The organism is Nocardioides sp. Bht2 (assembly GCF_047308515.1).
In the GTDB taxonomy this organism is placed as follows: Bacteria; Actinomycetota; Actinomycetes; order Propionibacteriales; family Nocardioidaceae; genus Nocardioides.
Map to the genome: position 1 here is coordinate 94,844 of NZ_JBLBWI010000001.1, position 23,017 is coordinate 117,860.

The window sequence follows — 23,017 nt, forward strand, 5'->3', positions numbered from 1 at the left end:
CTCAGCTGTCCTGTCGATTCGATGACGACGTTGGGGAGGTAAAGACCGGCAGCGCGCGGCCATCGGGCAGATCCACCCAGGCCACACTCACCGGGGCGCCGATCTGCCACGAGGCCGGATCGCTGCCATGCAACTGGGTCAGCAGGATCGGGCCCTCAGCGAGCCGGACCCGGGCGACCACGTAGGGCGCCGTCGCGTCGGGGCGCGGGGCGCGGTGCACCACGGTGCAGGCATCGACGGTGCCGTGACCACTTCCTGGCACGAACTCCAGGTCGGCCATCGAGCCGCAACCGGTACACAATGCTCGTGGCGGGTGCTGCAGGTGGGCGCAGGCACGGCAGCGCTGCACCAGCAGTCGGTGTTCGCGGGTCGCTGCCCACCAGTCCCCCGTCACGTCGTCGGGTTCGGGCACGTTGTCGAGATTCATCGCGATGCCCCCAGAACGACAGTGGCGTGGGTGGAGAGGATGCCGCCGGTACCGTGCGCCACAGCGATCTCCGCGCCCAGCACCTGGCGCGGACCACACTCGCCGCGCAGTTGATGCACCGCCTCGACCAGGAGCAGCACCCCGTACTGCCCGGGATGGCAGTACGAGAGACCGCCGCCGTTGGTGTTCAACGGCAGCGCACCACCGGGGCGGATCGTGCCGTCGGCGATGAGGTCCAGCGCCTCACCGCGAGCGCAGAACCCGAGCGCCTCCACGCTGAGCGCGGCGGTGATCGTGAACGAGTCGTAGACCTGTACGACGTCGATGTCGGCCGGAGCGACTCCGGCCCGGGCGTAGGCGTCGGCTGCAGCCTCCTCCGCTCCGGGCACCGTGAGGTCATCGCGCACCGTGAAGGAGGTGTTGGTGCTCCGTTCGCCGTAGCCCAGGACCTCGATCGGAGCCTTGGCCAGGTCCCGGGCGCGCTCCATCGAGGTCAGCACGACGGCGCCTCCGCCATCGGTGACCAGGCAGCAGTCCGCGGCGGTGAGCGGCGAGGAGATCGGGGCCGCGCCGACCACGTCGGCAGCCGTGATCGATCCCTTGCCGTAGCGGAACGCCTTGGGATTGAGCAATGCCCACTCGCGGGCTGCCACAGCGATCTCGGCCAACTGCTCGTGCGTCTTGGCGTAACGGTGCAGATAGGCCTGCGCCGTCATGGCGTAGTACGACAACGGGTAGAGCATGTCGTACGGTTCTTCGAACTGGGCCTCGGGGATCCACGGTTCATGGACGCCGCCGAGTTTGCGCGAGTTCGCCGAACGCTGGTTTGAGGCGAAGGAGATCACCACCACCGAGGCCTGCCCGGCCTGGATCGCCTGGCTCGCCCGAGCCACCATCATCTCGTAGGCCGATCCCCCGGCGAAGGTGGAGTCGCACCAGCGCGGAGTGATCGCGAAGTAATCGGCCAACTGGGTCGCGGAGAACCGGGAGATGCCCGTGGTGGCGATCCCGTCGACGTCCGCAAGGGTCAGTCCGGCATCGGCGAGCGCGCGGGTGACGGCTTGGCTCTGCAAGGTGAGGATCGACTTGCCGGTCACCCCCAGATCGCTCTCGGCGACGCCGACGATCGCCACGCCGGTGCTCATCGCGGAACCCCGGCAGCACCGGGGCCGTCAGCCTGGCCGAGCAGCACCACTGCCCGGCCGCCGCTCACCGCGACCCGGTCGACGGCGCCCTGCGGATCACAGACGACGACCTGAAGGTCTACGCTCACTTCTCCATCGGAGACCGCGGTGACCGTGCCTTCACAGCGCACCGTCTCCCCAGCGAAGACCAGGTTCTTGAAGGTGAAGGCCAACTGGTGCACGAAGCTGCGCGCGCCGAGCCAATCCTGCAACTGCTCGACCAGCAGCGCACCGAAGACCTGTCCGTCCACGATCGGAGCGGGGAGCTTCGCCTCGGCCACGAAGGCGGGGTCGTAGTGAGACTTGTAGAAGTCCCACGTCGCGCCGGCGTAGGCGATCATGTCGACCAACGTGATCGTGCGCTCCAGCACGGGGACGGCGTCGCCGACCGCGATCGCCGGGTGGCCGGCCTGCTCCTCGATGGCGTTCATCCGCGCCTCTCCAGTCCGACGAAGATGATCGTCTCGGTGTTCTCGGCCAACGGCTCTCCGGTGTCGGTCGCGTAACGCGCCGTCGAGGTGATGATCACCATCTCCTGGCCCGCGCCGTTGACCTTGCCGACGACGTCGTCGATCGACCAGACCGCGACGATCCGGTCCTCCGGACGCACCCGGCGATGGAACGTGTAGGCGTTGCCGCCACGCACCTGCCGGGTACCGGGGATCTCCAGGCCCCAGGTGTGGCCGGCGTAGCCGTCCGCGTCGATCGGCAGCCCGGCGTACTGGTTCGTCTCGCAGATCAAGGTCGGCGGCCAGGTGACCCCCGCCAGGCCGACGGAGCGCGCGTACTCCGCGTCCGAGTAGAGCGGGTTGTCGTCGCCGATCGCGAGTCCGAAGTACCGTCCGGAGGCAGCGCCGGCCGGTTCGGGTGCGAGATAGGTGGCGCTGCGCCCCTTGAGGGCGAGCACCTCCTCGGTCAACAAGGAGTTCTCACTCATGCCTGATCCGCCTGGGCCGGGTACAGCGCCGTCGGGAACACCTCAAGCAGGAACTCGGGCCGCAGCAGGCTGTGGCACAGCGCGCCCGTCGATGCCGGCCACGGCGGGCCGAGGAGACGTTCCCGCACCTCGGCAACCGCCTTGTAGTCGCCGACAGCCGACTCCACGCAGTACTCGGTCGTCTCCAGCAGGTCCGCCGGGCCGAGCCCGGCATGGGCGAGCAACTGCAGGATCGAGGCGAAGGTGACCTCCGCCTGCGCCCCGAGATCTCCGGCGTGGACGGCCTGCTGCGACTCCATATCGAGTGCCGCGAACCCCGACATGAACAGCGTGCGCCCGGCCTTCACGCCCGGGGCGTAGGTCAGGGTGTCGTACCGCGACCAGCCCGGGTTCACCAGCTCGAGCGGGTGCCGCGAGGCGGTCACATCGATCGCCACCAGCGCACCGGGGGCGTGCAGGTTGCTCATCAGGATGCCGCCGGCACCCGGGTAGACGCCAGCGTCGTTGTTACCCAGCAACTCCTTGCGGACCCGGTGCGTCCCGCGGTACACCTCCCGGGTCTCGGGCGTCGAGTAGTCGTAGGTGGTGACGGCGTTCCCGAGCGTCAGGCCCACCGACTCGAGGAGCGAGTCGGCCTTCTCCAGAACATAGCGGTACTGCGCCACGAAGTCGCCGGGGAAGACCACCTCCCCCTGATCGTCGATCGGGGTGACCGTCGGCAGATAGACCGTGCCGTCCTGGCCCTCGGTGATGGCGGACGCCTGCCAGGTGCCCGCTTCGCGTGCTTCGGAAGCGGCCCGGAGCTGACTTCCGCCGCCCTTGACGGCGTGCAACTCCACTTCGATCCAAGCCGCTCGACGGACCAGGCGTTCCACGATCACGGTGCGGACGGTCGGCCGGTCCCCCAACAACTCCTGGCGCACCCCGGCCGCGTCCTCATAGGCGTGCAGGCCTGCGACCGTGATGTTCTCACTGACCCGGGTGACGTCCTCGGGCCCGAATCCGGCACCGGCCAGGATGGCCAGGCACTTCTGGTAGGCGATCCGAGCCTGCTGCTCCATCGAGCCGGCCACGGTCATCTTGCCCACCGCCGGGTCGAAGCGCGCAGCGGTATGGCCGGAGGTCCAGGCGTTGTCGCCTTCCGTCAGCCCCAGGCAGAAGGTGAAGCCTTCATAGGGGAACCACGGGAACTCGGCCGGGCGAATGGCGTCCAGGGTCACGTTAGAAACCTCGTTCTCAATCAAGGGTGGTGGCGATCGCGCCCAACAGGGCTTCAAGATCAGGAGCAGTAGGCAGGTCGCGGGCGAGCTCGAACAAGCGGGTCGCGTCCTGCCCGAGCAAGCCGCTCGCCTTGGCGGTCAGTGCCTCGTCGCTGAGTGGGTTCTGGGGCCCGCCGGCACTGCGCGGTACCTCTCCGTGGATGGTCCGTCCGTCCGACAACTGCAGCTCGACGCGGCCGATCGCATCTGCAGCCGCGAAGCCTCCGGCCCCGGTGACCCGCACCTGTACCCGCGCTGCCAGGTCGGCCACATCGGAACGGGCGATCGACGCGGTGGTGAAGCTGTCCAGACCCAGGTGGCCGTCCACGATCAACGCCGCAACGCTCCAGGGCAGCGAGAACTTGGCCGCATAGTCACTGGCGGGACGGCTCAGGTCCCGGTTCGGATCGCAGACCACAGCCGCCGAGTCCGGATGTACGTCAGCCCGAACCGCGACGATCTCCTCGACGCTGAAGGGGTTCGCCGCCCGGGCGGCAAGAACCGCATCGAGTGTGGCATGGGACAACTGGCAGGCAGGGTAGGGCTTGATCCCGATCCTGGTCGTCTCCCAGCGCTCTCCCAACTCGGCGACCACCGACTCAGGTGCGGCAGTGCCGTCGGTGAGCACGTCGAAGAGGCCCGCTGGGCCGTCGAGAACGGTGTCGGGTCCGGTCGCTCCCGCGGCGGCCAGACGTGCTGCCAGAATGCCCGATTGCGAGGCGAAGCCCGGGTGCAGTTGCTTGGTGCTGGCCCCTGTCGCAAGGAAGGCGAGGAGGCCGCCTGCTTGGCTACCGGCGATGCCCAGCGCGTGGGTCGTGGTCTCGGCATCGAGCGCCATCAGCCGGGCCGCGACCGCAGCGGACGAGAAGACGCCGGCCGCCATCGTTGCGTGGACCCCGCGAGCGTGGAAGCCGTTCGGGGCAGCGGCCGCGATCCGGCAGACCACCTCGTAGCCGACCACGGCGGCACTCAACACCTCACGGCCGGTGGCGCCGACCTGCTCGCCGACGGCGAACGCCGCAGGTGCCACGACCGAGGTCGCATGCACCAGCCCGCCGGCATGCGTGTCGTCGAAGTCCAACGCATGCATCAGCGTGCCGTTGGCCAGAGCCGCAGCGGGTGCCGACAGTTTCGCTCCGCCGGCGAGGACCGTCGCCTCGGGCGGGCCACCGAGCCCGGATGCCACCGTGACCGCTGGCCCGCCCTGACTCCGGCGTACCGCGCCCAGCGCGGTCGCAAGGCCGTCGGCGAGGTGCCGGCTGGCCGCGCGATCCACCGCTTCGGGAATCGGCCCCGGTTCGGTGACCCATTCCGCCAGCCGCCGAGCAATCATCGTGCTGCGGCGACGGTCTCGGTGCCGTCGGGGTGTGGGTCGAGCGCGGCGGCACCGAAAGCACCGGCCGCCTGCAACTGCGCGATCTTCTCGGCGTCGAAGCCAGCCACCTCACGGAGTACCCGCTGCGCATGTTCGTTGCGCAGCGGAGCCCGGACGTAGCTCGGCTTCTCGCTGCCCACCCGAACCGGTGAGGCGACCTGGGTCAGCTGGCCGAAGCGCGGGTGCTCGGTGGTGACCAGCAGGTCGCGGGCCACGGTGTGCGGCTCCTTCAACGCGGAGGGCACGTCGTTGATCGGCCCGCACGGGACGCCCGCCGGGTAGAACTGCGAAAGCCAGTCGTCGACCGTGCGGGTCACGAAGATCTCTTCCAGCAGGGCGGTGAGCTCCGCCTGGTGCTGTTGACGCAGCGCGAACGTCGCAAAGCGAGACCCCTCCTCCGCCCACTCCGGGTGGCCCACAGTAGCGGCCAGCCGCGCCCAGAACTTCTCCTTGGCGCACCCGACGACGAACCAACCATCCTTGGCCTCGAACGCCTGGAAGGGGACCAACGACGGGTGCGCGGAGTGGCGGGTCCGCGTCGGCGTGTAGCCGGCGTTGAGGTGCCAGGTCGCAGGGTAGGTCAGCATCGACATCGCCGTGTCGTAGAGCGAAACGTCGCAGTCCATCCCGACGCCGTCGCGGCGGGCCGCGTGGAGACCCGCCATCAACGCCAGCGCCGCCACGTAACCGCCGGAGAAGTCGACCAAGGAGAGGCCGGACTTGGTAGGTGGCCCGTCCGGCTCGCCGGTCAGATCCATCCACCCGGCAAGCCCTTGCAGGACATAGTCGTAGCCCGGCTCGTTCTTACGCGGACCGGTCATTCCGAAGCCGGTCAACGAACAGCAGACGATCGCCGGATTGAGGTGCTTGAGCTGGTCGTAGGTGATCCCGATCTTCTCCGGGACGTCGCCGCGCAGGTTGGAGTAGACGGCGTCTGCGTTCTTGACCAGTTCCTCGAAGACCTCGCGCCCCGCCGGCGTCGAGATGTCGAGCGAGATCGACTGCTTGTTGCGGTTGAAGGTCTCGAAGAAGAGGGAGTCCTCACCCTCGCCGTAGGGCGGCACGTACCGGCCGACGTCTCCGCCGACGCGCGGGTCCTCGACCTTGATCACCTCGGCGCCGAGATCTGCCAGGTGCACGCTGCCGAAGGGGCCTGCCCCGTACTGCTCGAGGGAGATGATCCGGATGTCTGCGAGCGGATTCATGCCACGTTCTCCTTGACCTCAGCGATCATCGCGATGATCTGGTCCTGTGCTTGTCGGGTGTCGGCGGCCGAGATGCCATGGGTCGGCGGACTCAACTTCACGGCGTCAGCGAGGCCTTGATAGCCCAGGATCTGCGCAGCGACCTGGTCCCGGTCCCCGGTCATCGTCAGCGCCTCGATCATGCGATCCGAGACCGCGTCGGCGAGGTAGTCGGCTCCGCGCCCGGAACGGAACGCCTCGATCACCGCCTGCTGCTCCTCGGCAAGGTCGTGGAAGGCGAAGAAGTCGGCATAGGTCCGAACGCTTGCGTAGAAGCCGACCAGTCCGGCGATCCGGCGGCGGGCCTCGGCAGGATCGTTGTCGACCGAGCAACAGGCCGAGACGACGGCGTCGATCTCGCTACGGCTACGCTCCGCGGCCGTCAGGCCACTCTCCAGTTCGGGCAGGACCCGGTCCGCCAGGTAGCGCGGCGAGCAGAGCTCGTGGCTGATCCAGCCATCGGCGATGCGCCCGGCCAACCGGGTCATCGCGGGACCCATCGCGGCGAGATAGATCGGGATCTCGGTCCGGCGTACGGCGAAGGGGCGCTCGTAGCCGCGAATTCGCATCGGCTCGAACTCCCCGTCGAGCGACATCTCCGCTCCCGAGGTCGCGTTCGCCACGAAGTGCCGGACGTTGCGGACGGTTTCGCGGATATGGCCGACCGGCTTGCCCCAGCGGGCGTTGTGCCAGTCCTCGTTCAGTCGCTGCACCCCGGTACCGAGGCCGAGAATGAAGCGGCCGTCGGCGATCTCGTCGAGATCGAGGGCCTCCAGCGCCGTCGTCATCGGGCTACGGGTGAAGGCGAGCGCGATCGACGTGCCGATCCTGGCGGTCTCGGTGCCGTGCGCGAGCGCCGCGGCGGTGATCGTGGCACTACGGTGCAGTTCGGAGACCCAGAGCACATCGGCGCCGGCCTGCTCCGCGCGCCGCCCGGCGTCGACCAACTCCGCGAGTGTCTCTCCCCAGGGTTGGTAGGTGATCCTCATCGAGTCGCCTCGGCCTCAAGGGTGAGCGGCTCCTTCGCCTCGGGGAAGATCCCTTCCAACTGGGCCGCACCGTGCTTGTAGACGTAGAAGGTGCGCTTGAAGGCGCAGACCTCGTCACCGTTCTGGTTGAGGCTCCGGGTCCGGACGGTGACGATGCCGGCGTGCGGGCGGGTCGAGGACTCGCGCTTCTCCAGCACGATCGACTCGCTGTAGATCGTGTCGCCGGCGAAGACCGGGTGGGTCATCTTGATGTCGTCCCAGCCCAGATTGGCGAAGGCGTTCTGGGTCAGATCAGTGACGCTCTGCCCCACCGCGATCGCGAGGGTCAGTGTCGAGACGACCAGCGGCTTGCCGAACTCGGACTTCTCCGCGTAGGCCGAGTTGAAGTGCATCTGGTTCGTATTCATCGTCAGCAACGTGAACGAGATGTTGTCGTACTCCGTGATGGTGCGCCCCAGCGGATGTTGGTAGAGGTCGCCCACCTCGAAGTCCTCAAAGAACCGCCCCGTCCATCCTGCCTTCGCTGGCATGCGCCCGCCTCTCCACCGTCTCCAGTGCCGAACAACTCGGCTCCCATCACCACGACCCTAAAAGTCAGACATATGAGATGTCAAGCGTGAAAGTGGAGATCTTTTCTCGCTTTGACTGAAAGGTTGGACCAATGTAGGCGGGCGAGTTTTCGACGTCGCGCGACAACGCCGAGAAGCCGCGCTGCGCTGACCTCCCTCGCCGTGGAGGGATGTCAGCGCACGCGGCTGGCGGGTCCTGGCGGCGTCGCAAGACGCCGTCGGGACCGTTAGTCGGTGTAGGCCCCGCGGAGTCCGGTCAGATGCTCCTGCATCGCCGCAGCCGCTCGATCGGCGTCTCCGGCCTCGATCGCCGCGAGGATCTCCTCGTGGTCGTGGTCGACACCGGCCCAGAACGAATCCGGGACATCCGGGGAGAGGAACTTGTTCTGGAGCACGCGGTAGACGGGTTCGGTCACGATCGCCAGCAGGCCGTTGCCGGACGCCTCGACGATCGCCTGATGGAACGAACGGTGCTCGGTGAACCTGCCCGCCCGCCCACGCGACGACGTCTCCCGCTCGATCGCCTCCCGCATCGCGACCAGGTGCTCATCGCCGCGGCGGAGCGCGGCCAGCCGAGCGGCCGGCACCTCCAAGACCTCCCGCGTCTCCAACATCTCGGTGACCGTCACCCCAGCACTGCCGCTGAGCAGACCGATACTGGTCTCCAGGTAGTCGCTGACCTTCCCCGGCTGAACCTCGCTGACGAAGGTGCCTCCGGTCGTTCCTCGGGTCGTGTGGATCAGATCCCGCGACGCCAGCACCCGCAGCGCCTCGCGCACCGTGCTCCGGCTCACCCCGAACGTCGCGGCCAGCTCAGCCTCCGGCGGAAGGCGATCGCCCGAGGTCAAGGAGCCGCTGAGGATCAGCTCGCGGAGTTGATCGGCAACCTGCTGATAGGCCGGGCGCACTCTGCTCACCGCCAGAGCGTCGGTGGACGAACCACGACGGCGGGCAGTCAAGTCACTCGTGAGCCGCTCGGTCATGCCGTGCCCCCTGCCTCGGTGGCGCCACGTGCCACACGTACATAGTCGTCTCGGATCTGACGTTTCAAGATCTTGCCACCTGCGTTACGCGGCAGCGCTTCCACCACGTGCCACTCGCGCGGCACCTTATAGCGCGCCACGGAGGAACGCACATGCTCCTCCAAGAGACCAGTGTCCACCGTAGCCCCCTTACGAGGTACGACGAATGCCGCAATCCGTTCGCCATAGGTAGCGTCCGGAACGCCGACGACGGCGACCTCATCCACGTCGTCGTGCCGCGCGGCCACCTCCTCGATCTCCCGCGGGAAGATGTTGACCCCACCGGCGATGATCATGTCCTTCTTGCGGTCCACGATCGAGATAAAACCTTCGTCGTCGCGGACCGCGATGTCGCCCACCGTGACAAAACCGTCCGCGGTGGTGGCCTCCGCCGTAGCTTCGGGATCGTTCAGGTAGCCCTTCATCAGCAAGGGCGAACGGGCGAAGAGCTCACCGGGGACACCTGCCGCAACATCCTGGCCGGCGTCATCTAGCAACCGCACCTCGGTCATGAACCAGGGGTGCCCGACGCTTCCGGCCTTGGCCAAGGAGTACCCCGGGCGCAGATCCGTCACGATCGAACACTCGGTAGAACCGTAGAGCTCGTGGATCCCCACCCCGGGGAAAGCTCGGTGTACCCATTCCTTCAGCTCCACGGGAAGCGCCGCGGCGTTGAAGTAGAGCGTCTCCAACGCCGACAGGTCATAGGAGTCGGCGGGAGAGTCGACGACCCGCCGGATCTGCTGAGCGTGGGTCGGCACCAGGAAGACCGTGTTGGTCCGTGACTCCTCCAGCATCCGCAGGAAGAGCTCGGGGTCCCACGAACGCATCACGTGGACCTGACCTCCCAACTGCGGTCCCGCGAAGCCGAAGGAGAACCCGGCGCCGTGGTAGAGCGGTGCGACCGCCATCGTGACCTTGCCCGGCCCCAGCCCATAATCGATCGCCGCTCCGTACGCCGTCAGTACCCGGCCCGTGTGGCTCAGTTCGACGCCCTTCGGTCGCCCCGTGGTGCCCGAGGTGTAGGTAATACAGAAGGTGTCATCGCCACCGACGTCAGGGTGCTCGGGGTACGGCGCGTGACTGCTCAGGAAGTGCTCGTAGTCCTCGCCGAACGGAGCCACATCGAGGCACAGCACCAGCCCCAAGCCGCCCGACGACAGGTCGACGTTGGGCGCCAACACCGGGTCCACGATGATCGCGCGGGCCTGAGAATGCCCAAGGATGTAGGCGTTGTCGGTTGCAGAGTTGCGCGAGTTCAGCGGGACCATCGGCATCCCGACCTTCGCCAGCGCCGTCGCGATCTCGAAGTACTCGATCCGGTTTCCCGACAGCACAGCAACCGGGTCCCCGAACCCAAGACCTGCGGCGATCAGCCCCGCAGCCAACCGATCCGAGCGCTCGTCCATCGCCGCGAAGGTCAACGACCGCTCACCGTCCACAGCTGCGATCGCCTGCGGCGTTGCCCGTGCGAACTCCCGGATCCCACTCGCCATGTTCAGCTTGGTTCCCACGTCGAACCCTCCACCTTCGTCTGCATCAGCATCACCACATCAACGGTCGCTACCAGTGCGCCCGCATCGTCCAGCACCTGCCAAACGAACTCTTGTACCCATCGTTGGGATCGCGTTGCCCGCGCCTCGCCCGGCTCGACGCGGACCCGCAACCTCGATCCCGCACGCACCATCCGGTGGAAGCGCGCCGAACGCATCTCGACCATCGCTACCGCGTCGTCGAGGACGCCGCACTGCTCGACCAGGCCGCCAGCCAGCAACAGGACCGCCTGCCCGGGCAACGGGGGATCCTCAACCACGAGCCCATCCGGCTGCCGGAAGAGCGGATGGGTGAAGCCGCCGACGGTGATCAGTCCGCTGACCACATCGCTGGTCAGTTCGACGGCGTCCGTCTCAACGAAGATGGTCGACATCGGCCCTCCCCCAACTCGGCGAACGCTTCTCCACGAAGGCCAGATACCCCTCGGCCGGCGACTCCGTCTCCACGAGATGCTGCGCGAACAACGCACGCTCGTAGGCCAGCCCTTCGGCGAGGGGCAACTGCGCGGCAGCCGAAATGGTCCGCTTCGTCACCGCTATCGCCGGTCGCGAGCGTCCGCGAAGCAGGGCAAGCATCGACTCGATCTCGCCGTCGAGATCCGCTCGGGGGACGGCGGCGATGGCCAACCCCCACTCCACCAGCTCCGCACCGACCAGCCACCGCGACAGCAGCATCAGTGCCTTCGCCCGCTGATCACCGAGTTTGCGCGCGGCCCTTTGACTGGCACCGGCACCGGGCGGCACACCGAACTCCAGGTGGATGTCACCGACCCGGGCCTCGGTCGCCACCACGACCAGGTCACACGCCAGGATCAGCTCGAAACCGCCGGCCCGGGCGAGTCCGTTGACCCGCGCGATCACCGGGATCGGCAGCTCCTCCAGCCGCCGCAGGACCCGATGGAGCCGGTCGATGAACGGCAGGAAGACCTCACCTGGGCTCGCGAAGCAGGCACCGAGGTAGGTGATGTCGATGCCCACGGAGAAGGCTTTGTCACCGCTTCCGGTGATCACCATCGCACGCAGATCGTCGCTCTGCTCGGCGCTGGTGATCGCTGCCTCCAGACCGTCGAGCGCCTGCGGGGTGAGACTGTTCATCTGCGCCTCGCCGTCCAGGACGACGTAGAGGACCTGATCCACCGCCAGGTGCTGCACCTCGGTCACTGAGCGACCTCGGCGACGAAGGCGAGCAGTTCAGCCGCGTAGCGCTGCGGCGTCCGCAGATGAGGTTGGCCGGCCAGTCCTTCGAGCACTACCAAACGGGCGTCCTGAGCGATCTGGAGCGCCACGGCATCCTTCTCGGCCAACAGGTCATGTTCGGCGTCCAGAAGCAACACCGGAACCTGAAGCTCGGCCAGCGCCGGAGCCGGATCGTGCCGGAAGGCGGCGTGGTACCCCCAGGCGTAACGCGGCAGCACCGCATTCACCTGAAGGACTGCGTCGTGCAACATCTGCGGGCTCAGACCTGGCCAGATCCGCCGGTAGCGCTCGATAGCCCAAGCGAACTGGGAGGCGTCGGCATCGATCTCCGGCTGCGGTGCCCAACTGCGCAGGTACTCGGCCCGTTCCTCAGGGGTGAACAGGGCGATCCCGCTGGCCACCACACCGCGGGTCTGCGCAGGCAGCAACCGTGCCACCTCGACGGCCAGAGAAGCCCCGGTATGGACCCCCGCGACCACCAGGTCGGTGGGCTCGAAGTGACTGATCGCCTCCGCCAGGATGGCGGCATAGTCAGGGATCTCGAAGCCGTCCCGAGGCGGAGGCGCAGAGTTCCCGTAACCAGGCGTGTCGAAGGCGACCACCCGAACCTCGCCGCCGAGCAGTTCGAGTACGTCGCGGTAGACCATCGAGGAGAGCGGCGACTCGTGGAACAGCGCCACCATCGGCCCCTCGCCACCGACTGCCCGGTAGTGCACCTGACCCCACTGGGTATCGACGTACCCGGCGCGCACCCTCATCGCTGTCCGAACTCGAGGTAGGCGTGCTTCTCCCGTGGGTCGGCAGAGAGCCGCGCCGAGAGCAAGGTCCGGGTGTAGGCGTGCCCGGGCGTGTCGAACAGCTCGCGGGTAGGCGCCGTTTCAACGATCTCGCCCAGGTACATCACCGCGATCCTGTCGCTGACCCATTCGACCGTGTGCATGTCGTGGGAGACGAACAGGTACGCGATGTTGTAGTCCTCCTGCAGCTCCGCCAGCAGGGCCAGCACCTGAGCACGTACGGAGAGATCCAACGACGACGTCGGCTCGTCGAGCACCATGAACCGCGGCCGGTTGATGATCGCCCTCGCGATCCCCACCCGTTGCTGCTGCCCGCCCGAAAGCTCGCCCGGCAGCCGACGCGCTGCGTCCGCCGGCAGACCCACTCGATCGAGGGTCTCGTGGACCAGCTTGCGGGTAGCGGTCGTGCCGAGCTTCGGCTGATGGATCTCCAGGGGTTCGGCAACGATGGCCCCCACCGCGAGCCGCGGGTTCAGCGATTCGTAGGGCTCCTGGAAGACGATCTGCATGTCGGCTCGTCGCGCCCGGAGCTGGCGGGTATCCAACCCGCCGAGGTCGACCCCGTCGAACCGGACGGCCCCGGCATCCAGGTCGAGCAGCCGAAGCACGGCCCGGCCCAATGTCGACTTCCCAGAACCGCTCTCGCCGATCACGGCGAGGGTCTCCCCCTCCTCGATCTGGAGCGACACCTCCCGCAAGGCGCCTACCGGGTCGCCACCGCGTTGCCGCGGGGCGAACGTCTTGACTGCTGCTTCGACCTCAACGAGCGACACGGAGCTTCTCCCCTTGCTTGGGCACGGACCCGATCAACTTCTGGGTGTACGGGTGTTGCGGATCGACCATGACGTCGAGGACATCGCCGGCCTCGACCACCTCGCCGGCGTACATCACCACCGCCTTGTGGCAGTACTGGGCGATCACGCCGAGATCGTGGGTGACCAGCACCATCGACCGGTTCTCGCTAGCGACCAGCCCGGAGATCAGGTCGAGGATCTGCGCCTGCACGGTGGCGTCCAGTCCGGTGGTCGGTTCATCGGCGAAGAGCAGACCAGGGCCCAGCGTCGTCGCCAGTGCGATCACCACGCGCTGCGCCATCCCACCGGAGAGTTGGTGGGCGTAACCATCCAGCACCCGCTCGGGCGCGACGATGCCGACGCCGGCGAGCATCTCCAGAGCGATCGCACGTGACTCCCGCTTCGAGACTCCCGTCCGGTGCGCCTTCTGCAACTCGTAGAACTGGCGCTCGATCGAGTAGATCGGATTCAGCGACCCGAACGGGTTCTGCGCCACGAAGCCGATGTGTCGACCTCGAATCGCACGGATCTGCTTCTTGCTGACCGCGGTCAGATCGGCCTGACCGACAAGGTCGATCCGGTCAGCGGTCACCGTGCTGTTCGCACCGAGCAGCCGCAGGATCGCCTTGATGGTGGTGGACTTCCCGCATCCCGACTCCCCCATGATGCCGACGATCTCGCCTCGTCGGACCTGGAGGTCGATCCCCTTGACCGGGTTCACCACGCCGTCGGGGGTATTGATCGAGACCGCAAGGTTCTCGACGTCGAGCACCAGATCACTCATCGGTGGCTCCTGGAGGTGGTGTCGCCGATCGCGTCGGCGAGTTGGTTGAAAGCAAGGACGCAGAGCAGAACCGCCAGGCCCGGGAAGGTCGCGATCCACCACTCACCCGAGGACATGTTGCCGGAGCCCGCGCGGATCATGCCGCCCCACGACGACTTGTCCGCGCTCACCCCAACCCCGAGGAAGGAGAGCGACGAGATGACGACGATGGCGTTGGCGATGGTCAACGTCGTCTGGACCAGGATCACGCCCCAGACATTGGGAAGCAGGTGGCGGAAGGTGATCCGCGGCGTCGAGGCGCCCATCGCGATCGCCGCCTCGATGAAGCGGGACTCGCGCAGCGCCAACACCTCGCTCCGGAGCAGACGCATGTAACGAGGGATGTTGATCAAGGCGATCGCCACCACCACCATGTACAGCTTGTTGCCGGACAACGACACCAGAGCCAGAGCCAGGATCAACAGCGGGAAGGCCTGGAAGGCATCCAAGCCACGCACCAACCACTCGCTGCCGCGACCCTTGGTACTGGCCGCCAGGCCGAGCACGACGCCGAGGAGCAACGACAGCAGCGTGCCGCCCAGCGCCAGCGACAGGTCCATCCGGGCCGCATCGATGACCCGGCTGAAAACATCTGCACCAGCACCGTCGGTGCCGAACCAGTGGTCCGCCGACGGGGCCTGCAGAGTGGCTGAGCTATCGGTCGCCTGCGGGTCGTGGGGCAGCGGAGCGACCAGACTTGCAAGCAGCAACACAGCGATGAAGGCGACGCCCAGAGCCGCCGTCCGGTGCTGACCGATCAGCTTCAGGAATGCCCGCGACCGGGGCGCAGAAAGAGTCTCAGGCATGCGAGATCCTCGGGTCGAGTAGGCCGATGACGATGTCCAGCACGGTGTAGATGATCAGGGTCAGCGCTCCCGCTACCAGGACCATGCCTTGGACGACGGGGATGTCGAGCTTGGTAATGCCCTCCAGCGACCAGCGCCCGATGCCGTCCCAGGAGAAGATCCGTTCCACGATCGCTTCGCCGCCCAGCAGCGAGGCGAAGATGACCCCGGCATAGGTGACGATCGTGGTCCGGGATTCGACGAACGCATACCGGACGACGGTCCGCTCCCGCAGGCCCAACGCTCGGGCGAACTGTGCCTGTTGCGAGTTCAGGGACTTGCCGATGGTGGTCCGCGCAGTTTTGGCGAAGTACGCCGCGTAGACCAGACCCAGCGTCAGTACCGGCAGCATCAGGTGCTGCACGACCGAGCCGAACAGCGCCATGTCGCCCGCGAGCAGGGAGTCGACCAGGAAGAATCCGGTGACCTTCTCCGGAGCCGTCTCCAAGATGCCGACCCGGCCGGTCGGGGCGGGCGCGATCCCGGCCACGAAGAAGACCACGTAGATCAGGATCAGACCGAGGAAGAAGTCCGGGATCGCTTGGAACACTCCGGTGACCAGACGGCTGACCTTGTCCGGCCAGCGCCCCCGGAAGTACGCGCCGAGCGCGCCGACGGCAACGCCGAGCAGTGCCGCGACAATGACGGCGAGCAGGATCAGTTCCAGCGTGGCCGGGAGCTTGTCAGCGATCTCCTCACTGACCGGCCGCTTGGAGAAGTAAGAGGTACCGAGGTCGCCACGGGCGAGCCCCGACATGTAGTCGACGTACCGGGTACCGATGGAGTCGTTGAGGCCGAGGTCGGCACGGATCTGGTCGACCTCCGCCTCGGTCGCCATCGGTCCGGCGATCAGTTCGGCAGGGTCTCCGGGGGTGACGCTGACCAACAGGAAGGACAGCGTCACCACCCCGAAGAGTGCCGCGAGGAGGAAGCCCAGTCGCGCCAGCACCAGCCGGATCGGACCGGAGGCCTTCGTCGGTTTCCGGACGGCGACGCCTGGTGTAGTGCTCAGGGCCACCGGATCAGCCTCGCTTCATGGTTGCGAACGAGAAGCCACCCGAAGGCAGGCCGATGCGACCTTCGAGCTTGGCCGACTCACCGGTGATGTCGGGCATCTCCACCAGCGAGAAGATCGGCTGGTTCTCGCGCAGCATGTCCATCGCCTCGTTGACCAGACCGTCGCGCTCAGTGCCGTGGTCGAGTTGCAGGACCTCGCCGAGAAGCGCGTCGAACTCGGGGTTGGCGAATCCGACCTTGTTGAGCACCGACTTCGAGGAGTTGTAGAGGAACATCGAGAAGCCCGGGTCCGGCTGCGAAGGCCGATCGGTGTAGAGGTAGGCCTGGAGGGACTGCTTGGCGACCGCCTCTTCGAAGTCCGCCGGCGACGGGATGTTCTTGATCGTCACCTTGACCCCGATCTCCTTGAGATCGGTCTGGAGCAGCCGCGCGATGTTCTCGGCGTAAGGTCCGGGGCGCTCGGAGCTGATCGCGATCTCCATGTCGAACCCGTTGGGGTAGCCAGCTTCGGCCAGCAGCTTCTTCGCCTCTGCCGGGTCGTAGGAGGTCATCGGCTCCTGGTCGGCCATCATGCTGCTCGGGACAGGAGTCCACGCAGGCTTCGCGTAACCCTGGTAGACCGACTCCACGATCGCCTCGCGGTTGATCGCCATGTTGATCGCGCGCCGCACCTCGGGCTTCTTGAGGTCCGGGTCCTTCATCGACAGGTTGAAGTTGTGGCGGTTGGCGTCAGGCTGCACGTTGACGACGCTGGCGCTGCTCTCGTCGATCTTCTTCAGTTGATCGATCGGCGGCTCCGAGATCAGGTCGACCTCACCGGACATCAGCAACTGGGCGCGGTTGGCGCCGTCCGGGACGTTCCGCACCACGATCTTCTCGAAGTAGGGCGCGTCGTCCCAGTAGTTCTTGTTGAGCGTCATCCGGATCTCCTCACCCGGGGAGAGGCTCTCCAACTGGTAGGGGCCGAAGCCTGCCGAGTTCTTCGCGATCCACTCGCCGGCGTAGGGGTCCTTGGCCGTGGCGTGCTTCTTCACCTCGGTGGAGTCGAGGATGCCCATGATCGGGTAGGCCAGGATCGACAGCCCGATCGCGGAAGGCGCGGTCAGGTGGTACTTGATCGTGTAGTCGTCGATCTTCTCGATCGGGTTCTTCATGTCGACGTTGGCCGGCGTCATCAGCGCACCGGCCTGCAGGCCGACCGGGTTGGAGAGGAAGCGTTCGAAGGTCCACACCACGTCGTCGGCGGTCATCTCGTTGCCGTACTGGCTGGTGACGCCCTTGCGGAGCTTGAAGGTGAACTCGGTGCGGTCCTCATTCGCCTCATACGACTCAGCGAGCCCGGGGACGAGCTGGTCGGTACCGATCACCTTGTCCTTGCTGGCCGCGGAGTAGTCGTACTCCAGCAGACCCGACAGGAAAGCGTCGGTGGCGTAAACCATGGTGTTACCCGAATAGACCATGGGGTCCAGCTGGGGCGGGACTGCGGACCAGGCCATGACCAGGGTCTTGTCTCGCTCCGACGACGAGCCGTCGGAAGCCCCGCCACATGCGGCCAGCACTCCCGACGCCAACGCGACAGCTCCCGTCAGGGCGATGCCGCGTACTTTTCTCGAACGCATCTCGACTCCATCTCTCTCGACCGTCCAGCCCGGTCGACCAATATGTCAGACATAGACACTAAGTGAGCGCCCTCACAGTGCGCAAGTAGTCCAGTCAGATGGGGGCACACTTTTCCCGCAGCCTAGCTTTCTGGCGTGATCTCGCCGTAATCTGACACCCGATGGGTGAGTCCAACGCCAAGCCGAGCTACGACCTTGGATGAACCAAGCCGAAACATTGATTCACCAGACTTTTACAAAAGGACGGCTTCAAAATGGTGGGAATGGGACCAACTGAGGAACCTCAGACTCGAGCCGACCTCCGCGAGATGACGGCCACCCTGCTTGCCCGCCACCTTCCTGCGCACCGCGCACAGGAGCTCGACGAGCAGGGCATGTTCGACCGGGAGCTATGGCGAGAGCTGGGGACGTCGGGCCTGCTGGGCATCGCCGCACCCGAAGACAGCGGCGGAAGCGGCGGAACGGTAGGCGATGCCATCGCGGTGACCGAGGAGATCGCCCGAGTGCTACCCAGCCTTGCCGTCGACTACGTACTGAGCGGAATGGTCACCCGGATGCTGAGCGAACCCGATCTCGAGGCTCCTGCCTCCTGGCTCGCAGACGCCGCGTCGGGCTCCCAGATCTTCAGCTACGGCCTCAGCGAACCGGACGTCGGCACCGACCTCCTCGCGTTGCGCACCCGCGCCTCCCGGACCGATGACGGCTGGCTGATCAGTGGCCAGAAGACCTGGATCTCATTGGCGAGCGAGGCCGACCTGATCTTCGTGCTCTGCCGGACCGACCCCGCGACTGCCGAACACACCTCGCGTGGGCTCAGCCTGATCGCGGTTCCTACCGACCAGCCTGGCGTCCAGGTACGCCGGGTCCATCTGGCTGGGATGCGCGCCGCGATGACCTGCGAAGTGACCCTCGACAACGCCGTCGCGCCACCCGATCATCTGATCGGCGAACGCGGTCGAGGGATGCGGATACTGGCCAGGACGCTGGACGTCGAACGGCTGATGGCCGCGGCCATCAGCCTCGGGATCGGACGCGCCGCAGCCGAACTGCACCAGGAGTACGCCTGCCAGCGCGAAGCCTTCGGGCGCCCGATCGGCGCCCTCCAGGCCGTCCAGCACCCGCTCGCAGACAGCGCAGCCGAGCTCGCTGCCGCCCGTGCACTGATCGAAGCGACCACGGTCCGCCTGGAGCAGGGCCAAAGCACCCATCCGCAAGCAGCCATGGCGAAGCTGGTCAGCTCCGAGACCACAGCCCGCATCGTCGATCGCGGGATGCGGGCCTTGGGGGCGATGGGGCTGGCCACGGAGTCCCGGATGCAGATGTACTTCCGCGACGCTCGGTTGCAGCTCTTCAGCCCGATCAGCAACGAGATGACCCGCAACCTCCTGGGCGAGAGCCTGGGCCTGCCCCGGAGCTACTGATGTTCGACGGAATCACAGAACTCGCCCTCCCGTCGTCAGACCCGCGATCCTTGGTGGCCCTCTATCGAGACCTGATGGGCTTCGTGGAGGTCGACACCGACGATGCACCTGACGCCCTGTACGGCGCCCTGTACGGCCTGCCTGCGGCGCCCGTTCGAACCATCTTGCTGGCCAAGCCCGGAAGCAGCGGCGGCGCGATCAGGATCCTGGACGTACCGATGCTCCCGGCCGCGTCACCCGCAGGCCGACCTGATCGGAACGGCCCTTACGCACTCGACTTCTACCTCGCCGATCCCGGTCCGGTGGAGCACGCGATCGTCAACCAGGGTTGGGACTTCGTCACCGAGCCCGTGCACTACGACCTTCCCGGGACCTCGATCCCGGTGCGCGAACGCATGCTTCGGCAAGACGAGTCAGGACTGCTTCATGCCTTCGTCCAGTACCGCCCCCGCGGTACCCGGTGCGTGATCGATCAACACCCCGACACCAAGGTCAGCGAAGTGGTCGCCGCCGTCTTCATGACCGCGGATCTGGCGGGAGCGCGCGACTTCGCCACCACCGTGCTTGGCGGCGCCGAGTACTTCACCGGACGCTTCGACGGGCCCGCGGTCGAGCAGATGCTGGCCCTCTCCCCCGGCGAAGGGTTCGAGGCCGCCCTGTTCCGGGGGCCCACCTCGGCGAACGCCCGCCTCGAGTTCGCGCAGACCATCCCCGGCGGCACTCTCGCACCCGATCCGATCCCGCGCGTGGTCGCCGTCTGCGACCTGCCTGATCTCGACGTAGTCGCAGCCGCTCTGGCCGATGGCAAGCACGGGACGGTATCGGCAGACGTCGTCGTCGACGGTCGCCGCCAACTCGGTCTCGCCAGCCGTTACGGCGCGCACTTCGTGCTGCGGCAGTCAGCTTCGTGACGGCGGCTCCTCGGCCCACGCACAACCGCCGGCTGGTCTGGGGAGCGGGCACCCTGGTCCTGGTCACCATGGTGGCCAGCTATGCCCCGTCGCCCCTGTATCCGCTCTACCAGGAACGCTGGGGCCTCAGCCCGAGTCAGGTCAGCGTGATCTTCGCCGGCTATCCGATCGGCGTGATCCTCACCTTGATCGCCTTCGGCGGACTCTCGGATCGAATCGGTCGACGCCGTGCGATGTTGGTGGGGATCACCGGCCTGGTGTCGGCGATGACGCTGCTGGCCTGCGCACCGACCTACGGCTGGCTGATCGTCGGCCGGGTGGTCCACGGCCTGGCCGCCGGCCTGATCACCGCGGCCGCTGCCGCTTCGCTGATGGAGGAGCACCCCCGCGGCGTCTCGGCAGGTTCCTTCATCAACGCCTTCCTGGTCAGTCTCGGCGTGGCCCTGGGACCGTTCGCCGCGGGACTCCTGGCCGACGGCCTACCCCGTCCACTGGCGACCCCCTATCTGGCCATCGGCGCACTACTTGCCGTGCCGATGCTGACCCTCGCCCGCGCCGCCGACCGCCGCCCCCTGGCAGGCACCCCGGGTGCAGGGCTCCGACCGATCGGAGTCCCCCGAGAGGTACGCAGTGCCTTTGCCGTCGCCGCTTTCGCGATCATCTCCACCAACGTCACCTTCGGCCTGATCGGCGCCTTCGGTCCCCACCTCGCCCGCACCCTGGGCTGGACCTCCGAATCAGCGACCGGCCAACTCGTGGCACTCCCCCTGGTCGCCGTCGCCCTGATCCAACTCGCCGCCCACCGGTTGCGACCACAACTGACCGTCGTGGTCGGCACCATCCTCAGCACCGGCTGCTGGCTACTGCTCAGCTTCGGGACCTCGGCCGACTCACGGTGGGTCGTGCTGGTAGGGCTCGCGCTGCTCGGCGCCGGCGCCGGACTCAGCCTTCTCGGCGCGGCCACCATCGTCGGCCTGATCGCACCACCCGGCCGGCAGGCGGAGACGTACGCCGCCTGGCTCGTTGTCGCCTTCAGCACCCTCGGCGGCTCGGCACTACTCGCTGGTCCACTGGTCGGAAGGTGGCCCTTGGACACCGTGCTGATCGGCACGGCAGCGGCCGCCGCTCTGCTGGCGTGGCAGGTGACGGTCCGCAACCGGCGCGAGCCTTGGGAGCGCTATGCCTGAACGCCGAAGCGCCGCAGGCAGGAAGCCACCTCTGCTTCGTAGCGGGTCGCGGCGACCTCGCGTTCACCGCCGCCCCACGCCGCTCTGGCCTCCGCCACCACCGCGCTGTCCAGGCCGACCATCGCCTCCAACGCACGAGCCGCTTCGGGCACCAACTCGGCAGCCGCGACCACCGATGCCACACCGAGCGCGGCCAACTGCGTAGCCGGCGCGCGCTCGCCGAGCAGCATCATCCTGCGCACCAGCGCCGCGGGCAGGAGGCGTTCCGCAACGCTGGCGCCCAGGGCGAGCCCGAGCTGAAGCTCAGGCAACGCCAGCCAGGCGTCGTCGGAGAGTACGGCGACGTCCGCCGCCGCCACCAGGAGGGCGCCACCGCCGACGGCGGCTCCCTGGGCCTCGACCAGCACCACGCCCCGGCATCTGAGCACTGCAAGGATCGCAGCGGCCCCCAGTTCAAGGCCTTCGGCGCTGGCGCCGCGAGCCTGGTCCTCGGCGAACTCCGCCAGATCCTGGCCCGCACAGAAGTGCGGGCCGCGCGCCCGTAGGTGCAGGATCTCTCCGACGCCGACCGAGCGCGCCGCCTCGACCAGGCCGGCATAGCGGGCCCGGCCCAGAGCGTTACGGCGGTCGCCGTTCAGCTCGACCGTCACCACCCGGTCGGTGCGACGGATCTCCAGACCGTTCATCGGTACGAGCGCGGAAGACCGAGCGCCTTGTGCGCAATGTGGTTGAGCAGCATCTCCGAGCTCACCGGCGCGATCTTGAAGAGCCTGACCAGGCCACTCAGGGTGGCAAGTCCATACTCGCGCGCCATCCCGTTGCCGCCGTGGGTCTGGATCGCCGCGTCCAGTGCGTAGGAGGCGGTCTCCGATGCCTCGAGCTTCGCCATAGCCGCCGCCACTCCGCCGGTCTCGCCGCGGTCGGTGGCACGGGCCGCTTCGAGGGTCAGCAGCCGGGCCGCCGCCAGCCGCGTGGCAGCGTGCGCAAGCGGATGGGCGATCGCCTGGTGCGCACCGATGGGCTGATCCCAGACCACCCGCTCACGTGCGTAGGCGACAGCCTTGTCAAGCGCGTACCGGGCGATCCCGTTCAGCAGGGCCGCGCTCAGGATCCGCTCCGGGTTGAGACCTGAGAACAGCACGCCCAGACCCTTCTCGCCGCCGACAACCGCCTCCGCCGGGACTCGGACGTCGTCGAAGAAGAGCGAATACTGTCGCTCCGGCGAGACGATCTCAACCTCGATCTCGCTGCGACTCAAGCCCGGGGCGTCGACCGGCACCAGGAACGCTTTGGGGCCCGGCGCAAGCTGGTCGGGACCACCCTCAGCCTGGGCGATCACCACCATCGCATCGGCGTTGTCGACGTGGGAGACGTAGTACTTCTGCCCACGAAGCACCCACTCACCGTCCTCGAACGATGCCCGCGTGGAGATGTTGTGGGCGTTGGATCCCGCGTCCGGCTCGGTGATCGCGAAGGCCAACACCTTGCTGCCATCCGCCAGCCCGGGCAGCCATGCCGCCTGCTGTTCAACACTGCCATGGTCGCGCAGCATGGTGGCGCAGACCGCAGGCGAGAGCGCGATCAGCATCAGCGGAACGCCGCAGGCAGCCACCTCCTCGGCGACCACGGCAAGTGCCTCCATGCCCTGCCCACCGCCACCGTGTTCCTCCGGGATCGCCACGCCGAGCGCGCCCAGCGCGCCCAGGTCGCTCCAGAGCTCACGAGCATTGCCTGCGGACGCACTGGTCTCCAGGTAGTAGTCGTGGCCGTAGCGGGTGCATACCTGACGCACGGCGTCGCGCAGCGCTTCAAGCTCCTCGGTTCCTGCCGTCTCGTTCAACGAACCT

General features: G+C 67.4%; 24 protein-coding genes. 3 read left to right on the forward strand and 21 right to left on the reverse strand.

Features of this window, described 5'->3' with window-relative positions:
- Position 1: 1 nt before the first annotated feature.
- The 19 genes from ACLM5J_RS00520 to ACLM5J_RS00610 form a co-directional block, all read right to left on the reverse strand.
- Positions 2-427 carry a Zn-ribbon domain-containing OB-fold protein gene (locus tag ACLM5J_RS00520; RefSeq protein ID WP_413654046.1) on the reverse strand — a complete coding sequence of 142 codons (426 nt, stop codon included), beginning with the start codon at positions 425-427 and terminating at the stop codon, positions 2-4.
- Positions 424-1,572 (reverse strand): acetyl-CoA acetyltransferase, encoded by a 1,149-nt coding sequence (locus ACLM5J_RS00525; protein WP_413654047.1) that lies wholly within the window; start codon positions 1,570-1,572, stop codon positions 424-426. The genes ACLM5J_RS00520 and ACLM5J_RS00525 overlap by 4 nt, the downstream gene beginning before the upstream one ends.
- A complete protein-coding gene (locus tag ACLM5J_RS00530; protein WP_413654048.1) occupies positions 1,569-2,042 on the reverse strand; it encodes a MaoC/PaaZ C-terminal domain-containing protein in 474 nt (157 codons plus the stop codon). The genes ACLM5J_RS00525 and ACLM5J_RS00530 overlap by 4 nt, the downstream gene beginning before the upstream one ends.
- Positions 2,039-2,548: a MaoC family dehydratase N-terminal domain-containing protein gene (locus tag ACLM5J_RS00535; protein WP_413654049.1), complete on the reverse strand. Its 510-nt coding sequence runs from the start codon at positions 2,546-2,548 to the stop codon at positions 2,039-2,041. Before ACLM5J_RS00535 ends, ACLM5J_RS00530 begins: the two co-directional genes overlap by 4 nt.
- Positions 2,545-3,768, reverse strand: a complete 1,224-nt coding sequence (locus ACLM5J_RS00540) for a Rid family hydrolase (protein WP_413654050.1) — start codon at positions 3,766-3,768, stop codon at positions 2,545-2,547. The genes ACLM5J_RS00535 and ACLM5J_RS00540 overlap by 4 nt, the downstream gene beginning before the upstream one ends.
- Positions 3,769-3,784: 16 nt before the next feature.
- Positions 3,785-5,140: an MmgE/PrpD family protein gene (locus ACLM5J_RS00545; RefSeq protein ID WP_413654051.1), complete on the reverse strand. Its 1,356-nt coding sequence runs from the start codon at positions 5,138-5,140 to the stop codon at positions 3,785-3,787.
- Positions 5,137-6,387, reverse strand: coding sequence for a CaiB/BaiF CoA transferase family protein (locus tag ACLM5J_RS00550; protein ID WP_413654052.1), 1,251 nt, complete (start codon positions 6,385-6,387; stop codon positions 5,137-5,139). Before ACLM5J_RS00550 ends, ACLM5J_RS00545 begins: the two co-directional genes overlap by 4 nt.
- The gene (locus tag ACLM5J_RS00555) at positions 6,384-7,415 is read right to left on the reverse strand and encodes an LLM class flavin-dependent oxidoreductase (RefSeq protein WP_413654053.1); all 1,032 of its coding nucleotides are present in this window, start codon (positions 7,413-7,415) and stop codon (positions 6,384-6,386) included. Before ACLM5J_RS00555 ends, ACLM5J_RS00550 begins: the two co-directional genes overlap by 4 nt.
- Positions 7,412-7,945 carry a MaoC family dehydratase gene (locus tag ACLM5J_RS00560; RefSeq protein ID WP_413654054.1) on the reverse strand — a complete coding sequence of 178 codons (534 nt, stop codon included), beginning with the start codon at positions 7,943-7,945 and terminating at the stop codon, positions 7,412-7,414. The genes ACLM5J_RS00555 and ACLM5J_RS00560 overlap by 4 nt, the downstream gene beginning before the upstream one ends.
- A 266-nt stretch (positions 7,946-8,211) precedes the next feature.
- Positions 8,212-8,901: a FadR/GntR family transcriptional regulator gene (locus ACLM5J_RS00565; RefSeq protein WP_413654055.1), complete on the reverse strand. Its 690-nt coding sequence runs from the start codon at positions 8,899-8,901 to the stop codon at positions 8,212-8,214.
- Positions 8,902-8,963: 62 nt separating this feature from the next.
- The gene (locus ACLM5J_RS00570; protein WP_413654056.1) at positions 8,964-10,520 is read right to left on the reverse strand and encodes a class I adenylate-forming enzyme family protein; all 1,557 of its coding nucleotides are present in this window, start codon (positions 10,518-10,520) and stop codon (positions 8,964-8,966) included.
- Entirely contained in the window at positions 10,505-10,933 is a 429-nt protein-coding gene (locus ACLM5J_RS00575; protein WP_413654057.1) for a hypothetical protein, read from the reverse strand. The genes ACLM5J_RS00570 and ACLM5J_RS00575 overlap by 16 nt, the downstream gene beginning before the upstream one ends.
- On the reverse strand, positions 10,914-11,720 hold the full coding sequence (locus ACLM5J_RS00580) for an enoyl-CoA hydratase/isomerase family protein (RefSeq protein WP_413654058.1): 807 nt from the start codon (positions 11,718-11,720) through the stop codon (positions 10,914-10,916). The genes ACLM5J_RS00575 and ACLM5J_RS00580 overlap by 20 nt, the downstream gene beginning before the upstream one ends.
- The gene (locus tag ACLM5J_RS00585; RefSeq protein ID WP_413654059.1) at positions 11,717-12,514 is read right to left on the reverse strand and encodes an alpha/beta fold hydrolase; all 798 of its coding nucleotides are present in this window, start codon (positions 12,512-12,514) and stop codon (positions 11,717-11,719) included. Before ACLM5J_RS00585 ends, ACLM5J_RS00580 begins: the two co-directional genes overlap by 4 nt.
- Entirely contained in the window at positions 12,511-13,326 is an 816-nt protein-coding gene (locus ACLM5J_RS00590; RefSeq protein WP_413654060.1) for an ATP-binding cassette domain-containing protein, read from the reverse strand. Before ACLM5J_RS00590 ends, ACLM5J_RS00585 begins: the two co-directional genes overlap by 4 nt.
- The gene (locus tag ACLM5J_RS00595; protein WP_413654061.1) at positions 13,313-14,131 is read right to left on the reverse strand and encodes an ABC transporter ATP-binding protein; all 819 of its coding nucleotides are present in this window, start codon (positions 14,129-14,131) and stop codon (positions 13,313-13,315) included. Before ACLM5J_RS00595 ends, ACLM5J_RS00590 begins: the two co-directional genes overlap by 14 nt.
- Complete coding sequence (locus tag ACLM5J_RS00600; RefSeq protein ID WP_413654062.1) at positions 14,128-14,976, reverse strand: ABC transporter permease; 849 nt, start codon at positions 14,974-14,976, stop codon at positions 14,128-14,130. Before ACLM5J_RS00600 ends, ACLM5J_RS00595 begins: the two co-directional genes overlap by 4 nt.
- A complete protein-coding gene (locus tag ACLM5J_RS00605) occupies positions 14,969-16,033 on the reverse strand; it encodes an ABC transporter permease (RefSeq protein WP_413654063.1) in 1,065 nt (354 codons plus the stop codon). Before ACLM5J_RS00605 ends, ACLM5J_RS00600 begins: the two co-directional genes overlap by 8 nt.
- 4 nt (positions 16,034-16,037) lie before the next feature.
- The gene (locus tag ACLM5J_RS00610; RefSeq protein ID WP_413654064.1) at positions 16,038-17,651 is read right to left on the reverse strand and encodes an ABC transporter substrate-binding protein; all 1,614 of its coding nucleotides are present in this window, start codon (positions 17,649-17,651) and stop codon (positions 16,038-16,040) included.
- Positions 17,652-17,914: 263 nt separating this feature from the next.
- Between ACLM5J_RS00610 and ACLM5J_RS00615 the strand changes: the two genes are divergently transcribed.
- From ACLM5J_RS00615 to ACLM5J_RS00625, 3 genes are read left to right on the forward strand one after another with little or no spacing between them, the layout of a single operon-like run.
- On the forward strand, positions 17,915-19,072 hold the full coding sequence (locus ACLM5J_RS00615) for an acyl-CoA dehydrogenase family protein (RefSeq protein WP_413654065.1): 1,158 nt from the start codon (positions 17,915-17,917) through the stop codon (positions 19,070-19,072).
- Positions 19,072-19,983, forward strand: coding sequence for a hypothetical protein (locus tag ACLM5J_RS00620; protein ID WP_413654066.1), 912 nt, complete (start codon positions 19,072-19,074; stop codon positions 19,981-19,983). The genes ACLM5J_RS00615 and ACLM5J_RS00620 overlap by 1 nt, the downstream gene beginning before the upstream one ends.
- The gene (locus tag ACLM5J_RS00625) at positions 19,980-21,170 is read left to right on the forward strand and encodes an MFS transporter (RefSeq protein WP_413654067.1); all 1,191 of its coding nucleotides are present in this window, start codon (positions 19,980-19,982) and stop codon (positions 21,168-21,170) included. The genes ACLM5J_RS00620 and ACLM5J_RS00625 overlap by 4 nt, the downstream gene beginning before the upstream one ends.
- Here the strand turns inward: ACLM5J_RS00625 and ACLM5J_RS00630 are convergent.
- Together ACLM5J_RS00630 and ACLM5J_RS00635 are read right to left on the reverse strand one after the other, a co-directional pair.
- Complete coding sequence (locus tag ACLM5J_RS00630; protein ID WP_413654068.1) at positions 21,161-21,856, reverse strand: enoyl-CoA hydratase/isomerase family protein; 696 nt, start codon at positions 21,854-21,856, stop codon at positions 21,161-21,163. The two genes, ACLM5J_RS00625 and ACLM5J_RS00630, sit on opposite strands and share 10 nt — an antisense overlap.
- Positions 21,853-23,010, reverse strand: a complete 1,158-nt coding sequence (locus ACLM5J_RS00635) for an acyl-CoA dehydrogenase family protein (RefSeq protein ID WP_413654069.1) — start codon at positions 23,008-23,010, stop codon at positions 21,853-21,855. The genes ACLM5J_RS00630 and ACLM5J_RS00635 overlap by 4 nt, the downstream gene beginning before the upstream one ends.
- Positions 23,011-23,017 lie beyond the last annotated feature (7 nt).